The following is a 20931-nucleotide window of genomic DNA, read 5'->3' as shown; positions in this document are numbered from 1 at the left end:
CGGATGAGGGTGGTACGGCCGCTGCTGCGCTTCGGATCGCTGCGCACCCGGCTGGCGACGTTGTACGCGACGTTGTTCGCCGTCGCGCTGATCGGCGTGGCGGCGATCGCGCATCTGGTGATCGTGCGTAACGCGCAGACGTCCGTCATCGCGGAGCTGACCGCCAGCGGGACGGTGTACGACCGGATCTGGGCCCTGCGCGAGGCGTCGTTGAAAGGCGCGGCCGACGTGGTCGCGCGCGATTTCGGTTTCCGCAGCGCGGTGGCCTCGGGCGATGGATCGACCATCGCTTCGGCGCTCGACAGCCTGCGCGTCCGCGCCGCCGTGCCGCTGGCGATGATGGTCGATCCGAACGGCGTCGTGACGGGCGCGAACGGCGCGCTGGCCAAGGCCGCCGCCGGCGTGCCGTTCGCGATCCCCGATGGCCAGAACGATGCCGTGGTGGTGGTGGACGGTCGCGTGTTCCGGCTGGTCCTGTCGCCGATCCTGGCGCCGACCGAGATCGGCTGGATCGTGCTGGCGGTGCCGCTGGACGGGGTGGAGATGCGCAATCTGGAGCGGCTGTCGGCGATTCCGCTGATCGCGACGATGCTCCGGCGCACCGACGACGGAAGCTGGACATCGATCGATGGCACCTTGCGGCCGGAACCGGCGCTCGACCGGCTGGTCGATGCGCCGCGCGGTGCGCGGACACCGGCGGTGCTGGATCAGGCGGATGGCGGCGCGCTGGCGCTGGCGAAGCCGCTGGCCGGGATCGGCAAACGGGCAGAGGCGGCGCTGCTGATCCGTTACCCCTACGCCGCGGCGCTGGCGCCATACCGCCCACTGGAACTGGGGATCGGCGCCGCGGGGCTGGTCGGACTCCTGCTGGTGGTGGTGGGTAGCCGCCGGCTGGCCCGCAGCATCGCTCGTCCCATCGCCGCGCTCGACAAGGCGGCGAGGCTGGTGGAGGAGGGCGCCCATGCCGAGGTCGAGGTGGTCGGGCGCGACGAGATCGGGCGGTTGGCCGCCAGTTTCAACCGCATGGCGACCGGGATCGCGGAGCGCGAGCAGCGGATCGCCGATCTGGCGTTCAACGACACGCTGACCGGCCTGCCCAATCGCGTGTCGCTGCGCGAGACGCTGGAACAGCTGATGGCGCGCAGCGCGCGGACGGGCGCCGATCGGCATGGCGGGGTGGCCGTGCTGTGTCTGGACCTCGACCGGTTCAAGGCGGTGAACGATACGCTGGGCCACGGGGTCGGCGACGGGCTGCTGCGGCAGATCGGCGATCTGCTGCCGACGATGGCACCCGACGGGTATATCGCGCGGTTGAGCGCGGACGAGTTCGCGATCGTCCTGGCCGAGCCCGCGCCGGATCGCCCGCGCGCCCTGGCCCAGGCTATCCTGGACGCCCTGGCGACACCGCTGGTCGTCGGGGAGCATCCGATCACCATCGGGGTCAGCATCGGCATCGCGGTTGGCCCCGGTGACGGGGCTGATGCCGACACGCTGCTGAAAAGCGCCGGTCTGGCGCTGTACCGCGCGAAGACGGACGGACGCGGCGTGCTGCGCTTCTTCGAGCAGGCGCTGGACGAGGCGGCGCGGAAGCGGCGCGAACTGGAACTCGACCTGCGCGAGGCGGTGAGCCAGGGGCAGTTCACGCTGGCTTTCCAGCCGATCTTCGACCTGAAGGCCGACCGGATCGGCGGGTTCGAGGCGCTGTTGCGCTGGCATCATCCGACCCGCGGCTGGTTGTCGCCGACCGAGTTCATCCCGATCGCGGAGGAGACCGGGCTGATCGTGCCGATCGGCGAGTGGGTGATGCGCGAGGCATGCCGCACCGCGACCCGCTGGCCCGGGCATGTCCGGATCGCGGTGAACGTATCCGCACTGCAGTTCCGCAGCCCGGGCTTCCAGTCGGTCGTGCTGCAGGCGCTGGCGGCGAGCGCGCTGGAGCCGCGACGGCTGGAGGTGGAGATCACCGAATCGGTGTTCCTGGACGGCGAGGGGCCGGTGGTGGCGCTGCTCCACCGGTTGCGCGCGATGGGCGTGCGGATCGCGCTGGACGATTTCGGTACCGGCTATTCCTCGCTCAGCTACCTGCGCAGCTTCCCCTTCGACAAGATCAAGATCGACCGATCGTTCGTCATCCCCGTCGCCGAGGACAAGAGCGCTGCCGCCATTGTGCAGGCGATCATCGATCTCGCCGCGGCGTTGAACACGGACACCACGGCAGAGGGCGTCGAGACGGAGGCGCAGCTGGCGGCATTGCGCGCGCAGGGGTGCGGAACCATCCAGGGTTACCTGTTCAGCCGCCCGGTCGATGCGGCGGCGGCGATGGCGCAGATCGCGCAACCGATGCGCGCGGTCGCATGATCTAGGGCATTTCGGCGCCCGCAGCGCCGGGATCGGCCACCCACGCCAGCGCGAGGGGACCGGCGGCCGGCCCGGGTTCGGCGCGGCCGCCGCGGGCGACGATACCCTCCGCGATGGCGTTCCGCTGGGCGCGGGTCCCGCCGCGTACCGAGACGGAGCGTCCGGTCCGCGCGGATCCCCACGCGGCGATACCCAGCGTCACGTCGTCGATCACGCCGTGGCGAATGGCGATTTCGGGCAGTGGCGTGTCGGCGGGCGGTGCGAGGGCGACCGTCCAGTCGGGCAGCGCCATGCCCGCTCGCGTCTCCAGAGCCCGGTAGCCGGCAAGCCCGAGGCCGGGCAGGGAGGCTGCCGTGGCCGACAGCCGCCGTCCCGCCTGGTCGACGCGCACCGCCGTGCCCTCGATCCCGGCGATGAGGGCCAGGTCCGCCGCGGCGCGATCGGCACGCGCGGCGGGGGCGGCCGTGTCGCCGGCCTGCGCGATCTGGGCCGCCTCCGCCGCACCGGTGTCGGGCGAGATGCGCAGCTGATCGACATGGATGTCGACCGGCCGTGACAGGCGACGTTGCAGGTCGGCGGCGAGAAGGCGGTCGGCCTGCGGCATCGTGTCGGGGGTCAGCACCACCGCCCGCACGCGGATCGGGGTGCGGGCGTAGTCGATGTCCAGCTGGCTCAATCGCGCCTCCTGGGGAAAGCGTGCACCGACCGTATCGCGCACCTGTCGCTGCGCGACGGATTCGAACGCGATCTGGCGCAGTCCCGCCGCCAGCGGCACGGACAGAATGCCGAGCGCGCCGACGAACAGCGCCAGCTGCCAGCCGGTGTGATGCGGCGACAGATGGCTGCCGAAGCCATAGAAGCGCGCGACCAGCGCGACGGTCAGCGCGATCGTGACGGCATTGGTCAGGAACAGGAGCAGCGAGCCGACGAACACCGTCAGGTTCGCGGTCGCGATGCCGAAGCCGACCACGACGAGCGGGGGCATCAGCGCGATGGCGATGGCGACGCCCACCACCGTGCCGCCCCGGCCCCGGATCAGCGCATAGGCGCCGGCCAGCGCGGACAGCAGCGCGACGAGCAGATCGAACAGGGTCGGGCGGGTCCGCCCCGCGATTTCGCTGGTGATCGTCTGCAGGGGAGAGATCGAGACGAGCGCGATCGAGAGCAGCACCGCGATTGCCGACCCCGCAAGCAGGGCGAAGGCGGCGCGGCGGATCTCCCGGAAATCCAGCGTGGCGACGCCGAAGCCGATGCCGATGATCGGCATCATCAGCGGCGACAGCAGCATCGCGCCGATCAGCACCGCCACCGACGGCATCAGCAAACCGAGCAGCGAAATCGCGGCGGATACCAGGATCAGGAAGGCGTACCGGCCCGACCAGCCGGATTCGTCGGCGATCTGGCGCAGCACCGCGTCATGATCGACGCTGTAGGTGATCCACTTCTTCCAGCGGCGGCGCGCGGACATCCCGTCCTCGCCGTTCTGCGCCATCGTCATCCGGCGATATTCCCCTTGCTCCACGTCGTGGCCGCGACGGGCGATCACGCTCCATCAGGGGAAGCGGCGCGGCGGGGAGAAGTTCCCGGCCGGCCTGCTCAATCCTCGGCGATGCGGCTGTGGTGGCGGGTGTCGCGCATCCTGAGATAGACGATCAGCGAAATGCCGATCATCGCCGTGACGTACCAGTAGAAGCCGCGCTCGAACCCCGCGTCCTTGAACGACAGCGCGACATATTCGGCGGTGCCGCCGAACAGGGTGTTGGCGAGCGCATAGGGCAGCGCGACGCCCAGCGCGCGGATGTGGGCGGGGAACAGTTCCGCTTTCACCACCGCGTTGATCGAGGTGTAGCCGGTGACGATGATCAGCGCCGCCATCACCAGCAAACCGGCGGTCAGCGGATCGCGCGTCCCCTCCAGCAGGGTGAAGATGGGGTAGGTGCAGACGACGCCGGCGATGCCGAAACCCACCATCAACGGCTTGCGTCCGATCCGGTCCGACAGCGCGCCGGCGACGGGCTGGAGCAGCATGAAGACGAAGAGCGTGGCGGCGTTGATCTGGCTGGCCACTTCGCGGCTGAAGCCGGAAGTGTTGACCAGGAATTTCTGCATGTAGATCGAATAGGCGTAGAAGGCGAGCGTGCCCCCTGCGGTCAGCAGCATCACCGTCGCGGTCTCGCGCGGGTGATGAGTGATCAGCTGGAGGAAACCGGATTTCGGCGCTCCTTCCGACTTTGCGTTCTGGAAGCTCTGCGTTTCGGCAAGGCCGCGGCGAAGGTAGAAGACGACGACCGCCAGGCACGCGCCGATGACGAACGGGATTCGCCAGCCCCATGCATCGAGGTCGGCCTCGCTCATGCTCGCCTGCAGGATCAGGAGGACGAGGATGGCGAGCAGCTGGCCGGAGATCAGCGTGACATACTGGAAGCTGGAGAAGAAGCCGCGCCGGTCCTTGCCCGCCATTTCGGACAGATAGGTCGCGCTGGCGCCATATTCGCCACCGACGCTGAGGCCCTGCATCAGGCGGGCGAGCACCAGCAGCGCTGGGGCGACGACGCCGATCGTCTCGTACCCCGGCGTGCAGGCGATGATGAGCGAGCCCATGCACATCAGCGTCACCGACAGGGTCAGCCCGGCCTTTCGCCCGTGCCGGTCGGCATAGATGCCCATGATCCACGCGCCGATCGGCCGCATGACGAACCCGACGGCGAACACCGCGGCGGCCGACAGCAGTTGCGCGGTGCGATCCTCCGACGGAAAGAAGTGCGGTGCGAAATAAAGCGTGAAGGCGGAATAGACGTACCAGTCGAACCACTCGACCAGATTGCCGGTCGATCCGCCGATGATCGCCTTCAGCCGATCGCGTTGACTGGGCGGGGGAGCGGAGCCGACGGACTCTAGTGGGCCCATTGTGTCACCAGCAGCATCAGCACCATCCCCATTATTGTCGCTATCGTCGCACGCAGGCGCGGGTCGCGCAACCGGCTGCGCGGGATCAGTTCGCAGCCGCCGATGAACAGGAACACGCCGGCGAACGCACCGAGCAACGGTGCCAGCATCGCATCGGGCACACGCACCAGCAGCCCCAGCACGACGCCGGCAAGCGGCGCCATGCCGTTGACCAGCAGCCAGCGCCGCGCGAGGCCCGGGCGGCTGCCGGTGAGCGACAGGCTGACGGTGTTGATGCCGTCGGCGATGTCGTGGGTCAGGACGGCGAGCGCCAGCACCCAGCCGATCGCCGGCGACATCTGGAACGCCAAGCCGATGCCCATGCCGTCGAGGAAGCTGTGGAGCGTCAGGCTGGCGGGGCCGAGATGGTCCCGCCATGGCGCCGCCGTGCGTCCAACCGTAGCCAGCGCACGGTCAAGCAGCATGTAGGCCGCGAACCCTGCGGCGACACAGGCCAGGATCGTTCGCGGATCGTACAGGCCGGCACCCAGAGACAAAGCCTCCGGTATCAGGTCGATCAGGGCGACGCCCAGAACGATGCCGGCCGCCAGCCCGAGCACGAGCGAGATGCGGTGATGGAAGCGGAGCGCGATCGCGCCGCCGAGCAGCGTCGCCGCGCTTGCCGCGACGCCGAACCCCAGGGGTAGCCAAGCCTCGTCCATCAATCCCCGCCTGCCGAGACCTTCATCGCCATCCTAACGCCGTCGCGGGCGAAGTCATGTTGTAACAGTGCGTGACGACGATGTTCCGGCCACGTCGTCGCTGAGCGCGCGGTGTCGACGGAAGAGGCCTCGCTCGGTCGCCTACAGTCCCACGCGCAGTGTCGCACGCAGATCGCGCCCGGCGAGCGGAGCGAAATCCTTGAGGAAGCTGGCATGGCGGCGGACATTCTGATCGAAGATGTTGTTGGCGGACAGCAGCAGCGAGGTCTTGCTGTCCTTGCCGAACGGCGACAGCGCGATACTGGCGTTGACGATCGTGTAGTCGCGCGTCGCCGTTTCGAATGCGGCGATCCGGTTCTGCTCGAATAGATGCTCCACCTCCGCGCGGGCGGTGAACAGGTCGTTCTGCGCCTCGATGCCGCTAAGCACGCGTGCCGGCGGGATGCGGGGCACCGGGCCGAGATCGACGATGTTGGCACGGACATAGTCGCCCAGGATGTCGGCGTTCAGTCGCGTGGTGCCGATCGTGAACAGGTGAGCAGACGCGTCTGCCTCGAACCCGTAATAGCGGGCATCGGCCTGCTGGTACTGGAAGCACGGCAGATCCACCTCGCCGTCGGGCGCAACCGCGGTGCAAGCCGACGGGTCGACGCGGTTCTCGGAAATATAGCCGGTGAACCAGTTGTAATAGGCCGACGCGTCGAGGCTGAAGCGGTCGGTATGGGCGTGGAAGGTCGCCTCCAGCCCCCAGCTCTTTTCCTTGCCGAAATTCTCGTTGCCCAGCTCATAGGCCTGGGTGCCGGCATGGGGGCCGTTGGCGAACAGTTCCTCCCCAGAGGGTGCGCGTTCGGTCCGCGAGCCGTTCAATCCGACGCGAACCGCATCGCTGAGCCCATAGGATGCGCCAAGCGAGGCGGAGAGCGCGCCGAAATCGCGCTGGCCGCGGAAGAACTGCGACTGGCCGGGCAGCGGTCGGGCCGACAGGCTGCTCCACTCGTACCGGGCGCCGCCCGCCACCTTGAGCGCGCCGGCGTCGTATTGCTGAAGGGTGAAGATGCCGGTCTGGTTGGTCTCGTTGGCAGGCAGGAACGCCTCGTCGCCATCGACGTCGAACAGGCGGTTCAGGTACTGGACGCCGGTTGCACCCTTCCAGCCGCCGCGGTTCGCTTGCAGGATCTCGAACCGGCCCTCGGTGCCGTTGTTGTAGAAGGCGGTGCCGACCGAGCCGTCCTCCTCCAGCTCGAAATGGCGGTAATTGGCGTGGCCCAGGCGGATGCGGATGCTGTCGATCAGCGGCCCGTCGACATTCACCTCGCCGCGCAGGTCGACCCGGTCCTGCGCCACGTCGAGGCGAGGCGCTTCCTGCTCCTGCCCGATCGCGGTCGCGTAGCGGACGGGAACGCCGTACAGACTGTCGTAATGGCCGTAGGAGACGCCGAGCGTGCCGCGATCTGTGACGATCGTCGCGCCGACGCCGGCCGTCCATGTTTCGCTGGCCGAGTTGGGCAGGCGGCCGCGGATGCCGGCGGAGGCGGCGAAATCGATCGGCTCATCGCCGGTCTGCGGCAGGCCGACCTGCGACAGCGCGGCGGCACGGGCGGCGGGGGAAAGGGCGTAGCCGCCGATCTCCAGATCGTCGCTCTTCAGGTACGAACCGTCGGCATGGAGAACCAGATGCTGACCGACCGCGACATCGCCTGCCGCCGATCCCGACCGCTCGTTGGCGGCGGAGCCGTAATTGGCGATCGCGTCGAAGCGGTAGCCGTTGGTGGGCAAGCGGCGCGGGATGCGGGTGTCGATCACGTTGACGACACCGCCCACCGCCGACGAACCGAACAGCAGCGCGGAGGGGCCGCGCAGAACCTCGACCCGCTCGGCGAGCAGCGGATTGATGATGACGGCGTGATCGACGCTGGTGTTCGACACGTCGATCGAGCCGATCCCGTCGGTCAGGACGCGGATGCGCTCGCCCTGGAAGCCGCGCAGGATCGGGCGGGACGCACTGGGGCCGAACGACGTCGCCGACACGCCGGGGAGGCGGGCCAGCGTCTCGCCGATCGTCGGGCGCAGGTCGCGCGCCAGCTGCTCGCCCGAGAGGACCGACGTGCCCTGCAGCACGTCCTGCTCCGTCTGATCGATGATGCCCGTGACGATGATCTCGGGCGGCTGGGCAGGACGCGCGGCCGCTGGTGCACTCGTGACTGCGGGCTCATCCTGCGCCTGCGCAGCCGATGCGGTGGCAAGCGCGATCAGCCCTGCCCCGAGCGAAAACCTGACCATGGCCATACCTCCTGAACCTGATGACGCAAGCGCTTAACGGCCATGTTATATTGTAACAAGTGAATTGTGCGTCAGGATGCGGCGATCGTTCGTTGATGATGATCCATCCGGCCGGACGCCGGGACAGCCGACGCGTCTGGCTAGACCTGCCGCAGCGCCGCCGCCGGTCGCGTGCCGAGAACCGGCCATGCCCCGGCCAGCCCGAGCGCCATCGTAGTCGCCGCACCGATGACGAGCGTCAGCCCGACCGCCAGCGGATCGGGCAGCCACTGGAAGGAGAAGACCTGCGTGACGACGTACCACGCCCCGCCCAGCCCGACCGCCAGCGCCAGGATCGAGACAGCAATAGCGAGAAGCGCGTACTCGATCGCCTGACTGCCGAGCACCTGCAGGCGGGTCGCGCCCAGCGTACGCAGGATGACGCCGTCATAGGTGCGGACCTCGCGCGCGGCGGCGATGGCGCCGACCAGCACGGCGATGCCGGCCAGCACCGCGACCGCGGCTGCGGCGGATATGGCGGTCGCCATCTGGGTAACCAGGCCACGTACCTGATCGAGGACATCGCGCACCTCGATGACCGAAACCGACGGGAAGGGCGCGAGCAAGGCACGGATGACGCGGCTTTCCTGTCCTGTCGGCAGGTCGATCGTGGCCGCCAGGTTATGCGGCGCATCGGCGATCGCATTGGGTGAGAAGACGAGGACGAAATTGAAACCCAGCGTGTCCCAGTTGATCCGCCGGAACGAGGCGATGCGCGCCGTCCGCTCCACCCCCAACAGGCTGATCGTCAGCGGATCGCCCAGTTTCAGGTCCAGTACGCGGGCAAGGCGTTCGTCGACCGACACCAGCGGCGGGCCCGCGTAATCCTTCGGCCACCAACGGCCGGCGGTGATCTCGCTACCCTCCGGCAACATCGTCGAGTAGGTCAGTCCGCGCTCTCCGCGCAACGCCCAGGCCCCCTCCGGGATGGTCTTCAGATCGGCGACCCGGGTCGTGCCATACCCGGTGATCGTGCCGCGCATCGCCGGCACGGTGGCGATGCTCGCGGCCGGGGCGATGGCGGTGACGGTGCGGCGGAACTGCGCCTCCCGGTCGCGCGGCACGTCGAGGGCGAAGAGCGCGGGCGCGCGGGCCGGTACGGTGCGCTGGATATTGGCGTCGATTGCGGTGCGGATCGAGGCGAGCAGTACGAACAGCGTCAGTCCGAGGCCCAGCGCCACGACCAGTGCGACCGTCTGCGCCCCCGGCCGATGCAGCCCGGCGATGGCGAGGCGCAGCAGCGGCCGGCGCGGTCGCGGCAAGGCCGCGGCAAGGCGACGGACCAGCCAGCCGAACCCGGTCAGCAACACCAGCACCCCTGCCACCGCGCCCATGAAGCCGGCGGCGAGCGCCGGCCGCGTGCTGCTGCCGAGCGCCAGCGCCATCGACGAGGCCAGCGCGAGGAAAGCCGGAGGCAGCAATCGCCAGCGCGACACCGTTCCGGCCTGCACCGCCCCGCGCAACAGCCCGGCGGCGGGTGTCCGCCCCGCCGCGATCAGCGGGGGCAGGGCGAAGGCCAGCGCGATCAGCAGTCCGTGCGCGGCAGCTAGGGCCAGCGGCACCGGCTCGATCGCGAAGCGTGGCGCGACGGGCAGCGCATCGCTGGCCAGCCACATCAGCAGCGGTACCGCGGCGACGCCGATCGCGAGGCCGATGGCGATGCCGCCGGCGGCGACGACCCCGATCTGGAGCAGGTAGGTGCGGGTGACGAGGCTCGACGTAGCACCCATCACCTTCAGCATGGCGATGCTGCGGCGACGGGCGGCGAGATAAGACGAGACCCCGTTGCCGACGCCGATCCCGGCGATGATCAGCGCGGACAGGCCGACCAGCAGCAGGAACTCGCCCATCCGGTCGACCAGACGAGCAGCGCCCGGTGCGGCGCGGTCGCGGGTGCGGGCTTCCCAGCCGGCGGCCGGGAAGGCTGCCTTGAACCGCGCGATCGCCGCAGCAGGATCGGCCCGGGGCGCCAGGCGGATGCGGTATTTGCTCTCGTACAGGCTGCCGGGCTGGACCAGTCCGGTGCGATCGATCCCGGCCATCGACACGAGGGCGACCGCGCCAAGGGTGAAGCCTTCGCCCAGCCGATCCGGCTCGTCCGCGATGATGCCGCGGACGACGAAGCCGGCACTGCCGAGCCGGATGGCGTCGCCGACGCGGGCGTTCAACCGGTCGGCGAGCGCCGGCCCGATGAACACGCCGCCCGCATCCGGGGCGGCTGCGCGGCGACCGTTTGCCAGTCGCAGCGATCCGTAGAGTGGATAGGCACCGTCGACCCCCTTCAGCTCGATCGGTACAACCACCGGCGCCGATGCCGGTCCTGCGATCGCGCTGGATTGCATCCGCACGGTTTCGGACATGGCGCCCATCCGCGCCAGCGCGCTCCGCTCTGACGGCAGCGCCGATCGCTGCGATGCCGCCACCTCCACATCGCCGCCAAGGATCACCGCGCCGCGCGACGCGAGTTCACGGCCAATCGCCTCGGTCAGGCTGCCGATGGCAGCGAGCGCGCCGACACCCAGGATCAGGCAGGCGAGCAGCAGGCGCAACCCGCGGAAACGACCATCCAGTTCGCGCCGGGCGAGCCGCCACGCCAGCGACCATCCGCTCATGCCGGCATGCTGTCCGCGACGATGCGCCCGTCCGACAGCTCGACCGTCCGGTCGCAGCGGCCGGCAAGGGCAACGTCATGGGTGATGACGACCAGCGTCGCGCCGGTCGCCGCCCGGCGATCAAACAGCAGGTCCATGATCTGGCCACCGGTGGTCGCATCCAGATTTCCGGTCGGCTCGTCGGCGAAGACCAGCGGCGGCCGGGGGCCCAGCGCGCGCGCGATCGCCACCCGCTGCTGCTCACCGCCGGACAGTTGCGCGGGCAGGTGGTTCAGGCGGTGGCCCAGACCCACCGCATCCAGTTCGGCAGCCGCGCGCGGCCACGCGTCGGCCATGCCGGCCAGTTCCATCGGCACGGCGACATTCTCGTGCGCGGTCATCGACGGCAGGAGGTGAAATGCCTGAAGAACGATGCCGATGCGCCCGCGTCGGGCCCGTGCCAGCGCATCCTCGTCCAGGCCGCCGAAATCGAGGTCGCCGACCCTCACGTCTCCGCCGCTCGCCTGCTCAAGGCCGGACAGGACCGCCATCAGCGACGACTTGCCCGATCCCGATGCGCCGAGCAGCGCGACGCTGGTCCCGACGGGGATGGCGAGATCGATGCCCTTCAGGATGGTCGTGGGCGCATCCGCGCTGCCCAGGGTGAGGGTGACACCGCGGGCGGTGATAGCCATATCGGACGTCGTCATGGGTGGGAGCCGCCGGAGTGAAGTACGATAACAAGCGTCGCTATGCCGCCGCGGTGCTGATCGCGCCAGCACTGCTGGTCGGATGCGGGCAGGCGGACACGCCGCAGGCGAACGCTGGTGGCGTCACGGCGCCGGCGACGGACAAGGTTGTTCGCCCGCAAGGACCCGAACGGCTGGTGCTGGCTTTCGGTGACAGCCTGTACGCGGGCTATGGCGTCGGCCGCGGCCAGAGCCTGCCCGATCAGGTGCAGGCGCGGTTGTGGGCGGCCGGGATCAACGCGACGATCGTCAATGCCGGCGTGTCGGGCGACACCACGGCGGCGGGGCGCCAGCGGCTCGCCTTTGCGCTCGACAACCTGCCGCGCAAGCCGGACCTGGTGATGCTGGGCCTGGGCGGGAACGATCTGCTTCGCCAAATACCGGCCACCGAGACCCGGGCAAATCTCGACGCGATACTGGCCGAGTTGCGGAAGCGGGACATCCCGGTTTTGTTGACCGGCATGCGGGCGCCGCCGAACCTCGGTCCGGATTTCGTCGGCCGGTTCGATCCGATCTGGCCCGAGCTGGCCAAACGGTACGACGCGGCGTTGTACCCGTTCATTCTCGACGGCGTGGTCGGCGTGCCGGCGCTGATGCAGGCGGATCATGTCCACCCGACCGCGGCCGGGATCACGCGGATCGCCGATCGCGTGACGCCGCTGGTGACCGAGCAACTGGCCATGCCGCAACGCTGATGCGCCGCCGGACCAGTTGGTCCGACGGCGCATCATCGATCGACAGGGTCGATCAGCCGTACACAACCTGCTGGCTGCGACGGCGATAGCGGGTCGCGGTACCGACCATGCCGAAGCCGAGCAGCATCAGCGCCCAGGTCGACGGCTCGGGCACGGCGAAGACGACGTTGTCGACTTCGAGCGCGGGGCCATCGCTGAGGAAGCGCACGCCGCCGATCAGGGCGTCGGTCGCTTCGCGGGTGATCGTCACGCGGCGGTTGGTCGTCGCCAGCGTCTGGTTGCCGTCCGGCGTGGAGGTGAACGCGCTGCCGGCGTAGGAGGCGATCAGCTCACCGGTCGTGCTCAGCACCTCGACGGTGTTGAACGTGTCGATCGACCCGATGAAGAAGCTGAGCGACTGATAGCCCAGGCTCGTGCTGGTCAGCGTGGCGCTGCCGCCCTGGCTGACTGCCAGATAGTCGCTGCCGTTGCTGAACGCCGGCTGCGCGTACTGGCCGTTCAGGTCGCCGCTGACGACGCTGGCGCCGGTGTAGCTTGCGGTGAACGATGCGGGGATTGCCGAGTCGAAGTCGATGACCGTTCCGGCGGGTGCAGCGAACGAAGCGGCGCTGCCGTTTTCCAGCAACAGGGTCGCCGCGGTGGCGGGCGTTGCGAAGCCGGCGAGCAGGCCGGCCGCTACCAAGAACTTGGTTGTCATACTGATACTCCCTTTGGCGAATGCTGCCGCTGTCGGCCGGCACCTCGCCAGACCAAACATATTGCTGCCATGCACTCAGCCGCCCAACGACAACGTGCTGGAATGGTTGCAGTGCAGCAGACGTATGCTGAAAATAATTTTTACCAACTTAGCAACATGTCCCGCCTTGGGACGTTTACCGCCGCTACTGTGTCGCGACGTCTTCGGATGAGACGCCGTAGGAAAAACTCAGCCATTTCAGCACTTCGGCAGCCCCAGGGTGGGAAACTGCCGCGTAACGTTCGCGCAGTTTTTCGAGGCGTCCACCCAATCTGCCGAGCCCCGCATCGTCCAGCGCAAGAATGTCCGCTTCCAGCATCGTCGCCAAAGGCTCGCCGACGATCGATTTTGCTGCGGTGCGGAATGCCGCCATATAGCGGTAATTCGCTGATTCCTCGTAAAGAATCGGAAGCGTGGCGGCGGGGATGCAGCCCAGCAACGGCTGCAGCGCCGGGTTGATCGCGTGCCCCGACAGCCATGCCGCCCCCTCTGCAGAACGGCCGGTAAAGGCGCGCAGGTGAAGATGATCCGACATCCGCGGCCCGTCGTTGACGGGGTAATTGTCCCACAGGCAGACCGGTCGCCCGAGCCGGGCGGCGACGTCGCGCAGGTGCGCCGGCGTGATTGCGCGCGAGCAGACCTCCTCTCCGGTCCAGTACACCCGCACGGCGGGGTCGAGCAGTCGGCCCAGCGTTTCGAGATAGCCGACAGGGCGTTGACCGAACACGCGGTCGAGCACCCGGTCGTCGGAATAATAGGTCGGGCACATGAAGAGCCGGCTGGCGCGGGTGCGTTCCGCGCAAAAGGCGACGATGGCCGCCTGACGTTCAGCCAGATCGGGCAGGTCGCCGCGCATGTCGTCAAACAGGATGGCCAGATCGTCGATGCCGATCGCGTCGAGATCGGCGAGCCGGCGGGCCAGTGCCGCGCGACCGGCATCGTCGAAGTCGAGGTGCAGCTCGAACGGAGTCAGGCCGATGCCGAACCGGACGCCGCGATATCGGCAGTGATCGGCGAAGGCGGCGATCGCCGCCGCTTCGGTCGGGGAATGCGGCGTGCGCCAGTCGCGGCGGAGATGCGCGTCCGCCTTGGGTGCGTAGTGGTAGAAGCGATAGCCGACCGGGGCGAGATGGTCGACGACGGTGGCGCGCTCCTCGCAGGACCAGCGCGGACCGAAGAAACCCTCGACGATGCCGAGATCGGGAAGTGGGGCGGAGACGGTCATGATGCGGGCATCGCGCAGCCGATCCTGCCTGTCCAGCAGCGGCATTGCCCGATCCGGGCGGTCAGTATATTCCGCCGTATATGAAGTTTCCCCTCGTTCGACGCCGGCTGATCGGCTGGTTGGCGCTGCTGCCGATGCTGGTCGCGTCGGCCACCGTGTCCGCGCAACCGGCACCGCCGCTGACGGTGTTCGCCGCCGCGTCGCTGACCGAAGCGCTGGGGGCGGTCGGCCGCGCCTATACCGCGCGCACCGGGCAGCCGGTGCGCTTCTCGTTCGCGGCGAGCGGCACGATCGCGCGACAGGTGGAGGCGGGCGCCCAGGCCGATCTGTTCGTATCGGCGGACGCGCAGTGGATGGACCGGTTGCAGCAGGCGGGGCGGCTGGCGCCCGGGCTGCGTCGCGACCTGCTGGGCGGACGGCTGGTGCTGGTCGCGCCGGTACGCAGCCGGTTGCGGCTCGTGGTCCGGCCCGGCTTTCCGCTGGCGGCGGCATTGGGGACGAGCGGGCGGCTGGCGATCGGCGAACCGCGATCGGTGCCGGCCGGCCGGTACGCGCAGGAGGCGTTGACGCGACTGGGCGTGTGGCAGCAGGTCGTGGCGAGGCTGGCGCCCGCGCAGGACGTGCGCGCTGCCCTGGCCTATGTCGCGCGGGGCGAGGCGCCGCTGGGCATCGTGTACGAAACCGACGCGGCGGCGGAACCGGGCGTCCGGGTGGTCGGCACCTTCCCGGTCGCCAGCCATAGCCCGATCATCTATCCCGCGGCGGTGATCCGCGGCGCACGGCCGGGTGCTGCGGCCTTCTACCGGTTCATGGCCGGGCGCGAGGCGCAGGCGATCTTCCGCCGCTATCGTTTCCGGCCGCTGTAGGATTGTGCCGACACCGGCCGAATGGGATGCGCTGCGACTGAGCCTGACGGTCGCGGGATGGGCGACGCTGTGGGGTCTGATCGCCGCCACCGGTTTCGCGTGGCTGTTGGCCCGGTACCGGTTTCCGGGGCGGGTGCTGCTGGATGCGCTGCTCCATGCGCCGCTGATCCTGCCGCCGGTGGTGATCGGGTTCGCCCTGTTGCTGGTGTTCGGGGTGGAGGGGCCGGTAGGCCGCTGGCTGGACGCAGTGTGGGGCGTGCGGCTGGCCTTTACTCCGGCGGGCGCGGCGCTGGCGGCGGTGACGTGCGCGTTTCCGCTGATGCTGCGGGCGGCGCGGCAGGCGATCGAGGCGGTCGATCCGGCGCTGGAGGAGGCGGCGCGCAGCCTGGGCGCGGGGCCGGTCGACCGTGCGTTCACGATCGTGCTGCCGCTGGCGGCGCCGGGATTGCTGGCGGCGGCGGTCGTCGGCTTCGCGGCGGCGCTGGGCGAGTTCGGCGCGGTCATCACCTTCGCCGCCAGCATCCCGGGCGAGACGCAGACGCTGCCGCTGGCGATATATGCGGCGTTGCAGGTGCCGGGTGGCGAGGCGGTGGCGCTGCGGCTGTCGGCGATCTCGCTGGTCGCGGCGCTGGCCGGGCTGCTGCTGTCGGAACTGCTTCTGGCGATCGGGCGACGGCGGGCGGCGCGGTGATCGTCGAGGCGAGGCGCAGGCTGGGCGCGTTCCGGCTGGACGTTGCGTTCGAGGGGCCGGCGGACGGGGTGACCGTGCTGTTCGGACCATCCGGCGCGGGCAAGTCGGCGACGCTGGCGGTGGTCGCCGGATCGTTGCGCGCGGACGAGGGGCGGGTGGTACTGGGCGAGCGGGTGCTCGCCGACACCGAAGCGCGCATCTTCGTGCCGGCCGAGCGCCGTCGGATCGGGCTGGTGCATCAGGACGCGCGGCTGTTTCCGCACCTGACGGTCGAGCGGAACCTGCGATACGGGCTGGCGCGCAGCCGGGGTGCGGCGCGGATCGAGTGGGACGCGGTGATCGAGGTGCTGGCGATCGGGCACCTGCTGCACCGTTCCCCGCGCGACCTGTCGGGCGGGGAGCGGCAGCGGGTGGCGATCGGCCGCGCGTTGTTGAGCCAGCCCGAACTGTTGCTGCTGGACGAGCCGGTGTCGGCGCTGGATGCGGCGCGGCGGGCGGAGGTGCTGGCGTTCGTCGCGGCGCTGAAGACGCGGTTCGCGCTGCCGATGCTCTATGTCACGCACAGTGCCGAGGAGGCACGGCTGCTGGGCGACCGGGTGGTGACGATCGCCGACGGACGCGTGACGGCGCAGGGGTCGCCGGCCGACCTGCTGCCGGCCCGGGCGACGGCCGGCGAGGTGGTGGCACCGGGCATGGTGGCGGTGCCGGGGCTGACGATACCGGTGGGTTCGGCTGTCAGGGTCAGCTGGTAGCATTCAGCCGCATAGCTCCGCGATCACCGCCCAGACCTGCGCCAGTTCGTCGTCGGCGATGCAATAGGGCGGCATGACGTAGAGCGTGTTGCCGAGCGGGCGGAGGAGAACGCCGGCATCGCGGGCGGCGGCCATCATCGCGGGCGCAGTCGCGGCGAGATAGCCGGTGCCACCGCCGGTCCGGTCGATCGCGGCGATCGTGCCGAGCCGGCGGGGATGGGCCGTATTCGGCAGGCGGGCGGCGGCGGCGAGGTGATCGGCCTGGCGCGCGGCCAGGCGGGCGAGGCGATCGTGCACCGGCTCGTCGCGCCAGATGCCCAGATTGGCGTTGGCAGCGGCGCAGGCGATCGGGTTGGCGGTGTAGCTGGACGAATGGAAGAACATCCGCGCCCGATCCGGCGAGAGGTGCGCGGCGTAGATCGGCTCGGTCGCCATCGTCACCGCCAGCGGCACCGCACCGCCGGTCAACCCCTTGGACAGGCACAGGATATCGGGCACGACAGCGGCCTGTTCGCAGGCCAGCAGCGTGCCGGTGCGGCCCCAGGCGGTCATCACCTCGTCGGCGATGAACAGCACGTCGTGGCGCGCGCAGATCGCCCGCATTTCGGCGAGGACGGTGGCCGGATAGACCAGCATGCCGCCGGCGCCCAGGATCAGCGGTTCGACGATGAAGGCGGCGGGACGATCCCGACATGCCTGTTCCAGCGCGTCGAGCGTCGCCTGCTCGCACCCGGCGGCGGGGAAGGGGATGGTGCCGACGTCGAACAGCAGCGGTGCGTAGGGCTGGTTGAAGACGCCGCGCGCGCCGACCGACATCGCGCCGATGGTGTCGCCATGATAGCTGTGTTCCAGCACCAGGATGCGCGAGCGCGGCTCGCCCCGGTTGGCGAAATAGCCGAGCGCCATCTTCAGCGCGACCTCTACGCTGGTCGAGCCACTGTCGGAGAAGAAGACGCGGGTCAGCGCCGGCGGCATGATCGCGCAGAGGCCGGCGGCGAGAGTTTCGGCGGGTTCGTGGGTCCAGCCGGCGAAGACGATCTGGTCGAGCCGGGCGGCCTGATCGCGGATAGCGGCGACGATGCGCGGATGGCCGTGGCCGTGGGTGGTCACCCACCAGGACGAGATCGCGTCGACATAGGTGCGGCCGTCGGCGGTGTGGAGCAGCGCACCCTCCGCGTGGGAGACGAGCGGGATCGGCTCGCCCAGGCCGTGCTGGGTGAAGGGGTGCCAGACGGGGCTGCCGGTCATGCGAAATCCTCCACGCGGAACCCGGCGGCGAAGGCGGCGGCCAGCGTGCCGGGGTCGAGCCGGTCGAGGCGGGGCAGGCGGCCGAGGCGGCGGACCCGGCCCAATGCGGCGATCGTCGCCTCGCTGTCCGGGGCGGGATCGCCGACGAAAGCGATGCCGAGGATCGGGACGTCCCGGTGCCGCAGCGCCTCGATCGACAACAGGCTGTGGTTGATCGTGCCGAGCGTGGTGCGGGCGACGAGGACGACCGGCAGTCGCCAGCGGGCGAACAGGTCGGCGAAGACGAGGTCGCGGGTGACGGGCACCATCACGCCGCCCGCTCCCTCGATCACCAGTGGCGACATCGGCGGCGGGGCCAGGCGGGCCGGATCGATCGTCACCCCGTCGATCTCGGCGGCGCGGTGGGGGGAGCAGGGCGTGGCGAGGCGGTACGCGTCCGGCAGGATCCGGACGCGCGGGATGCCGGCGAGGCGGGCAACGGTGTCGGCGTCGCCGCCCTCCTCCTCCAGCCCGGCCTGCACCGGTTTCCAGTAGTGCGCCCCGAGCGCGGCGGTGAGGGCGGCGGCGAACACCGTCTTGCCGATGCCGGTATCGGTGCCGGTGACGACGATGCGGGTCATGCGCGCACCTCCGCCAGCGCGGTGGCCAGCGCGTCGAGATCGGCCGTCGTGACGTTCAGGGTCAGCGACAGGCGCAGGCGGGCGGTGCCGGGAGGGACGGTGGGCGGGCGGATGCCGCGCACGTCGAAGCCGCGCGCCTGCAACGCCGCCGCCATCGCCATCGCGCGAACGTCGTCGCCGACCGGCACCGGCACGATCTGGCTGCCGGTGCCGGCGATGCCGAGCGGGGCGAGCAGGCGGGCGGCGTCGCCGACCAGCGCGGCGAGCGCGGTGCGGCGCTGGGGCTCGTCGGCGACGATGCGCAGGGCTTCGCGGACGGCGGCGGCCATCAGCGGCGAGGGGGCGGTGGAGAAGATGAAGGCGCGGCCGCGATTGACCAGGCTGTCGCGGACGATGGCGGGGCCGCAGACCAGCGCACCCTCGCAGCCCAGCGCCTTGCCGCAGGTGGCGACGGTGACGACGTTGGCGCGGCCGTGGAGATGCTCCGCACAGCCACGGCCGGCGGCGCCGAAGACGCCGGTCGCGTGCGCCTCGTCGATCAGCAGCACGGCGTCGTGCCGGTCGGCGACCGAGACCAGATCGTCGAGCGGCGCGCGGTCCCCGTCCATGCTGTACAGGCTCTCCACCGCGATCCACGGCCGGCCGGTGGCACCCTTCGTGCGCCATGACGCGATCGCCTCGTCGACCTGCGACGGGTCGTTGTGGCCGGCGGCGATCGCGGGGGCGCGGGCGAGGCGCATCCCCTCATGCGCGCTGGCGTGGACCAGCGCGTCGTGGACGATCAGGTCGCTGCGCTGGGGCAGGGTGGAGAGGAGCGCGGCGTTGGCGGCGTAGCCGCTGGAGAACCAGAGCGTCGAGGCGCAGCCGAAGAAGGCGGCGGCCTCCGCCTCCAGCGCCTCGTGCTCGGGATCGTTGCCGCGCAGCAGCCGCGACCCGCCCGAGCCGATCGAGACACCCCGGTCGAGCGCCGCCGCGACGGCGGTGCGCAGCCGCGGCGAGGCGGCGAGGCCGAGATAGTCGTTGGACGAGAAATCGAGCGCGCGGCGCGGTGCCAGCGTGCGCAACCGCCCGGCGGCGGCGAGCGCGGCGAGATCGTTCGACTGGGCCGCGAACGGCGCGGCGAGGACGGGGCTCTCCATGGCCCGCGTCATGTCCGCCTGGCGGGGTGGAGGCAAGCCGGTGACGGGGGCGGGTTGATGGATCCGGCGGTGCGAATGTTGAGGAAGTTTCGGGTTGTGGCGGGGTCGGGCGAGGGGGGTGATGGAGGACAGTCGTTTGTTCTCAAGCGCTTGGACAGCGGGCAGGATGTCGCTGCCGGTGCGGATGTTTCGACAGTCATGCTGTCGTAACTCTGACCGTGGGATCGGTGAGGCATGGGCCGTTGTACCTCGCCGAGGGGGGCGTAGGACAGCGTCGGCGGGGCGGGCTGGCCTGGTGCGGATCGACATCCAGCGCTGTCGCCGCTTTCCGTCGTTTCCGCGCAGGAGAGGTTCCATAAATGCGCCGCGTTCGGCTGGATCTGATTGGTTGGCGTGTATGGATCCCCGCCTACGCGGGGATGACGGGTGTTTTGCGGGTCCCATGACCCCTGTTTGAAACTGAAATGCACCACCCCGGCGGAGGCCGGGGTCCAGTTGGGATGGCCGGCTTGACGATGCGCAGCGCCCCTCTCTGCCACCCTCCGCTGGACCCCGGCCTTCGCCGGGGTGGTCGTTGTGAGTGGGTCGGCCTGATTGGATTTCCCTTCAAACGGAGTGGGATGCCGTTTCCCCGCGGGCGTTCCGCTGCTGGGTGCCGACCTTTGCAAGACCTTTGCGAAAGGCTCCTAACGCTCCATTTTCTGCGTCATCCCGGCGCACGCCGGGACGACGGAAGAGTTTTGCGGAGGTCCCGGTTTCGCGGGATGCCGGATGGGCGTTATCGCGGCGCCTCGATCCACTCCCCCGGCGCGATGCCGTCCAGCGTCCAGTCGCCGATGCGCCAGCGGATCAGGCGGAGGGTGCCGTGGCCGATCGCGGCGGTCATGCGGCGGACCTGGCGGTTGCGGCCCTCGCGGATGGTCAGGCGGAGCCAGGTGTCGGGCACGGTCTTGCGGAAGCGGACGGGCGGGTCGCGGGGCCAGAGTGCGGGATCGTCGATCCGGTCCGCCTCTGCCGGGCGGGTGGGGCCGTCCTTCAGGATGAGGCCGCGGCGGAGCTGGTCGAGCGCGGCGTCGGCCGGCACGCCCTCGACCTGGACGAGATAGGTCTTGGGCACCTTGAAGCGGGGATCGGCGATGCGGGCCTGGAGCGCGCCGTCGTCGGTGAGCAGCAGCAGCCCCTCGCTGTCCTGATCGAGGCGACCGGCGGGATAGACGTGCGCGACGGAGACATGGGCGGAAAGCGTCGGACGCGGCGTGGGACTGCGCGCGTCGGTGAATTGCGACAGGACGCCGTAGGGCTTGTTGAAGAGCAGGAGGCGCGCCAAGGCCGGG

General features: G+C 70.0%; 17 protein-coding genes. 5 read left to right on the top strand and 12 right to left on the bottom strand.

The features are described 5' to 3' along the window. The first annotated feature begins 3 nt into the window (after window positions 1-3). Entirely contained in the window at window positions 4-2358 is a 2355-nt protein-coding gene (locus tag ABC319_RS08945) for a putative bifunctional diguanylate cyclase/phosphodiesterase (protein ID WP_413069885.1), read from the top strand. Window position 2359: 1 nt separating this feature from the next. Here ABC319_RS08945 and ABC319_RS08940 read toward each other — a convergent pair whose 3' ends face one another. From ABC319_RS08940 to ABC319_RS08915, 6 genes are all read right to left on the bottom strand, one after another. Then, complete coding sequence (locus tag ABC319_RS08940; RefSeq protein WP_413069884.1) at window positions 2360-3904, bottom strand: DUF389 domain-containing protein; 1545 nt, start codon at window positions 3902-3904, stop codon at window positions 2360-2362. 50 nt (window positions 3905-3954) lie between these two features. Next, on the bottom strand, window positions 3955-5265 hold the full coding sequence (locus ABC319_RS08935) for an MFS transporter (RefSeq protein WP_413069883.1): 1311 nt from the start codon (window positions 5263-5265) through the stop codon (window positions 3955-3957). Further along, entirely contained in the window at window positions 5253-5966 is a 714-nt protein-coding gene (locus ABC319_RS08930) for a ZIP family metal transporter (protein WP_413069882.1), read from the bottom strand. The genes ABC319_RS08935 and ABC319_RS08930 overlap by 13 nt, the downstream gene beginning before the upstream one ends. A gap of 141 nt (window positions 5967-6107) precedes the next feature. After that, complete coding sequence (locus tag ABC319_RS08925) at window positions 6108-8246, bottom strand: TonB-dependent receptor (RefSeq protein WP_413069881.1); 2139 nt, start codon at window positions 8244-8246, stop codon at window positions 6108-6110. 140 nt (window positions 8247-8386) lie between these two features. After that, window positions 8387-10897: an ABC transporter permease gene (locus tag ABC319_RS08920; protein ID WP_413069880.1), complete on the bottom strand. Its 2511-nt coding sequence runs from the start codon at window positions 10895-10897 to the stop codon at window positions 8387-8389. Beyond that, complete coding sequence (locus ABC319_RS08915) at window positions 10894-11586, bottom strand: ABC transporter ATP-binding protein (RefSeq protein WP_413069879.1); 693 nt, start codon at window positions 11584-11586, stop codon at window positions 10894-10896. The genes ABC319_RS08920 and ABC319_RS08915 overlap by 4 nt, the downstream gene beginning before the upstream one ends. A 17-nt stretch (window positions 11587-11603) precedes the next feature. Between ABC319_RS08915 and ABC319_RS08910 the strand changes: the two genes are divergently transcribed. Next, the gene (locus ABC319_RS08910) at window positions 11604-12320 is read left to right on the top strand and encodes an arylesterase (RefSeq protein WP_413069878.1); all 717 of its coding nucleotides are present in this window, start codon (window positions 11604-11606) and stop codon (window positions 12318-12320) included. A gap of 52 nt (window positions 12321-12372) precedes the next feature. Here the strand turns inward: ABC319_RS08910 and ABC319_RS08905 are convergent, their stop codons facing one another. Next, complete coding sequence (locus tag ABC319_RS08905; protein ID WP_413069877.1) at window positions 12373-13017, bottom strand: PEPxxWA-CTERM sorting domain-containing protein; 645 nt, start codon at window positions 13015-13017, stop codon at window positions 12373-12375. Between the two features lie 184 nt (window positions 13018-13201). Further along, window positions 13202-14326: a beta-N-acetylglucosaminidase domain-containing protein gene (locus ABC319_RS08900; protein WP_413069876.1), complete on the bottom strand. Its 1125-nt coding sequence runs from the start codon at window positions 14324-14326 to the stop codon at window positions 13202-13204. Window positions 14327-14361: 35 nt separating this feature from the next. On the opposite strand from ABC319_RS08900, the gene modA reads away from it, so the two are divergent. Genes modA through modC form a run of 3 tightly spaced genes read left to right on the top strand, consistent with a single transcriptional unit; the run spans window position 14362 to window position 16590 of the window. Then, window positions 14362-15147: a molybdate ABC transporter substrate-binding protein gene (gene modA / locus ABC319_RS08895; protein WP_413069875.1), complete on the top strand. Its 786-nt coding sequence runs from the start codon at window positions 14362-14364 to the stop codon at window positions 15145-15147. Between the two features lie 4 nt (window positions 15148-15151). Beyond that, entirely contained in the window at window positions 15152-15838 is a 687-nt protein-coding gene (modB, locus tag ABC319_RS08890) for a molybdate ABC transporter permease subunit (RefSeq protein ID WP_413069874.1), read from the top strand. Further along, window positions 15835-16590: a molybdenum ABC transporter ATP-binding protein gene (modC, locus tag ABC319_RS08885; protein WP_413069873.1), complete on the top strand. Its 756-nt coding sequence runs from the start codon at window positions 15835-15837 to the stop codon at window positions 16588-16590. The genes modB and modC overlap by 4 nt, the downstream gene beginning before the upstream one ends. A 3-nt stretch (window positions 16591-16593) precedes the next feature. Here the strand turns inward: modC and ABC319_RS08880 are convergent, their stop codons facing one another. From ABC319_RS08880 to ABC319_RS08865, 4 genes are all read right to left on the bottom strand, one after another. Then, the gene (locus ABC319_RS08880) at window positions 16594-17838 is read right to left on the bottom strand and encodes an adenosylmethionine--8-amino-7-oxononanoate transaminase (protein WP_413069872.1); all 1245 of its coding nucleotides are present in this window, start codon (window positions 17836-17838) and stop codon (window positions 16594-16596) included. Next, window positions 17835-18458 carry a dethiobiotin synthase gene (bioD, locus tag ABC319_RS08875; RefSeq protein WP_413069871.1) on the bottom strand — a complete coding sequence of 208 codons (624 nt, stop codon included), beginning with the start codon at window positions 18456-18458 and terminating at the stop codon, window positions 17835-17837. The genes ABC319_RS08880 and bioD overlap by 4 nt, the downstream gene beginning before the upstream one ends. Next, window positions 18455-19597, bottom strand: a complete 1143-nt coding sequence (locus tag ABC319_RS08870) for an 8-amino-7-oxononanoate synthase (RefSeq protein ID WP_413069870.1) — start codon at window positions 19595-19597, stop codon at window positions 18455-18457. Before ABC319_RS08870 ends, bioD begins: the two co-directional genes overlap by 4 nt. A 778-nt stretch (window positions 19598-20375) precedes the next feature. Next, complete coding sequence (locus ABC319_RS08865; protein WP_413069869.1) at window positions 20376-20924, bottom strand: pseudouridine synthase; 549 nt, start codon at window positions 20922-20924, stop codon at window positions 20376-20378. Window positions 20925-20931: the final 7 nt, after the last annotated feature.

It is taken from the genome of Sphingomonas phoenicis, assembly GCF_047238005.1.
In the GTDB taxonomy this organism is placed as follows: Bacteria; Pseudomonadota; Alphaproteobacteria; order Sphingomonadales; family Sphingomonadaceae; genus Sphingomonas.
This window is presented reverse-complemented; position numbering and strand designations above follow the sequence as displayed.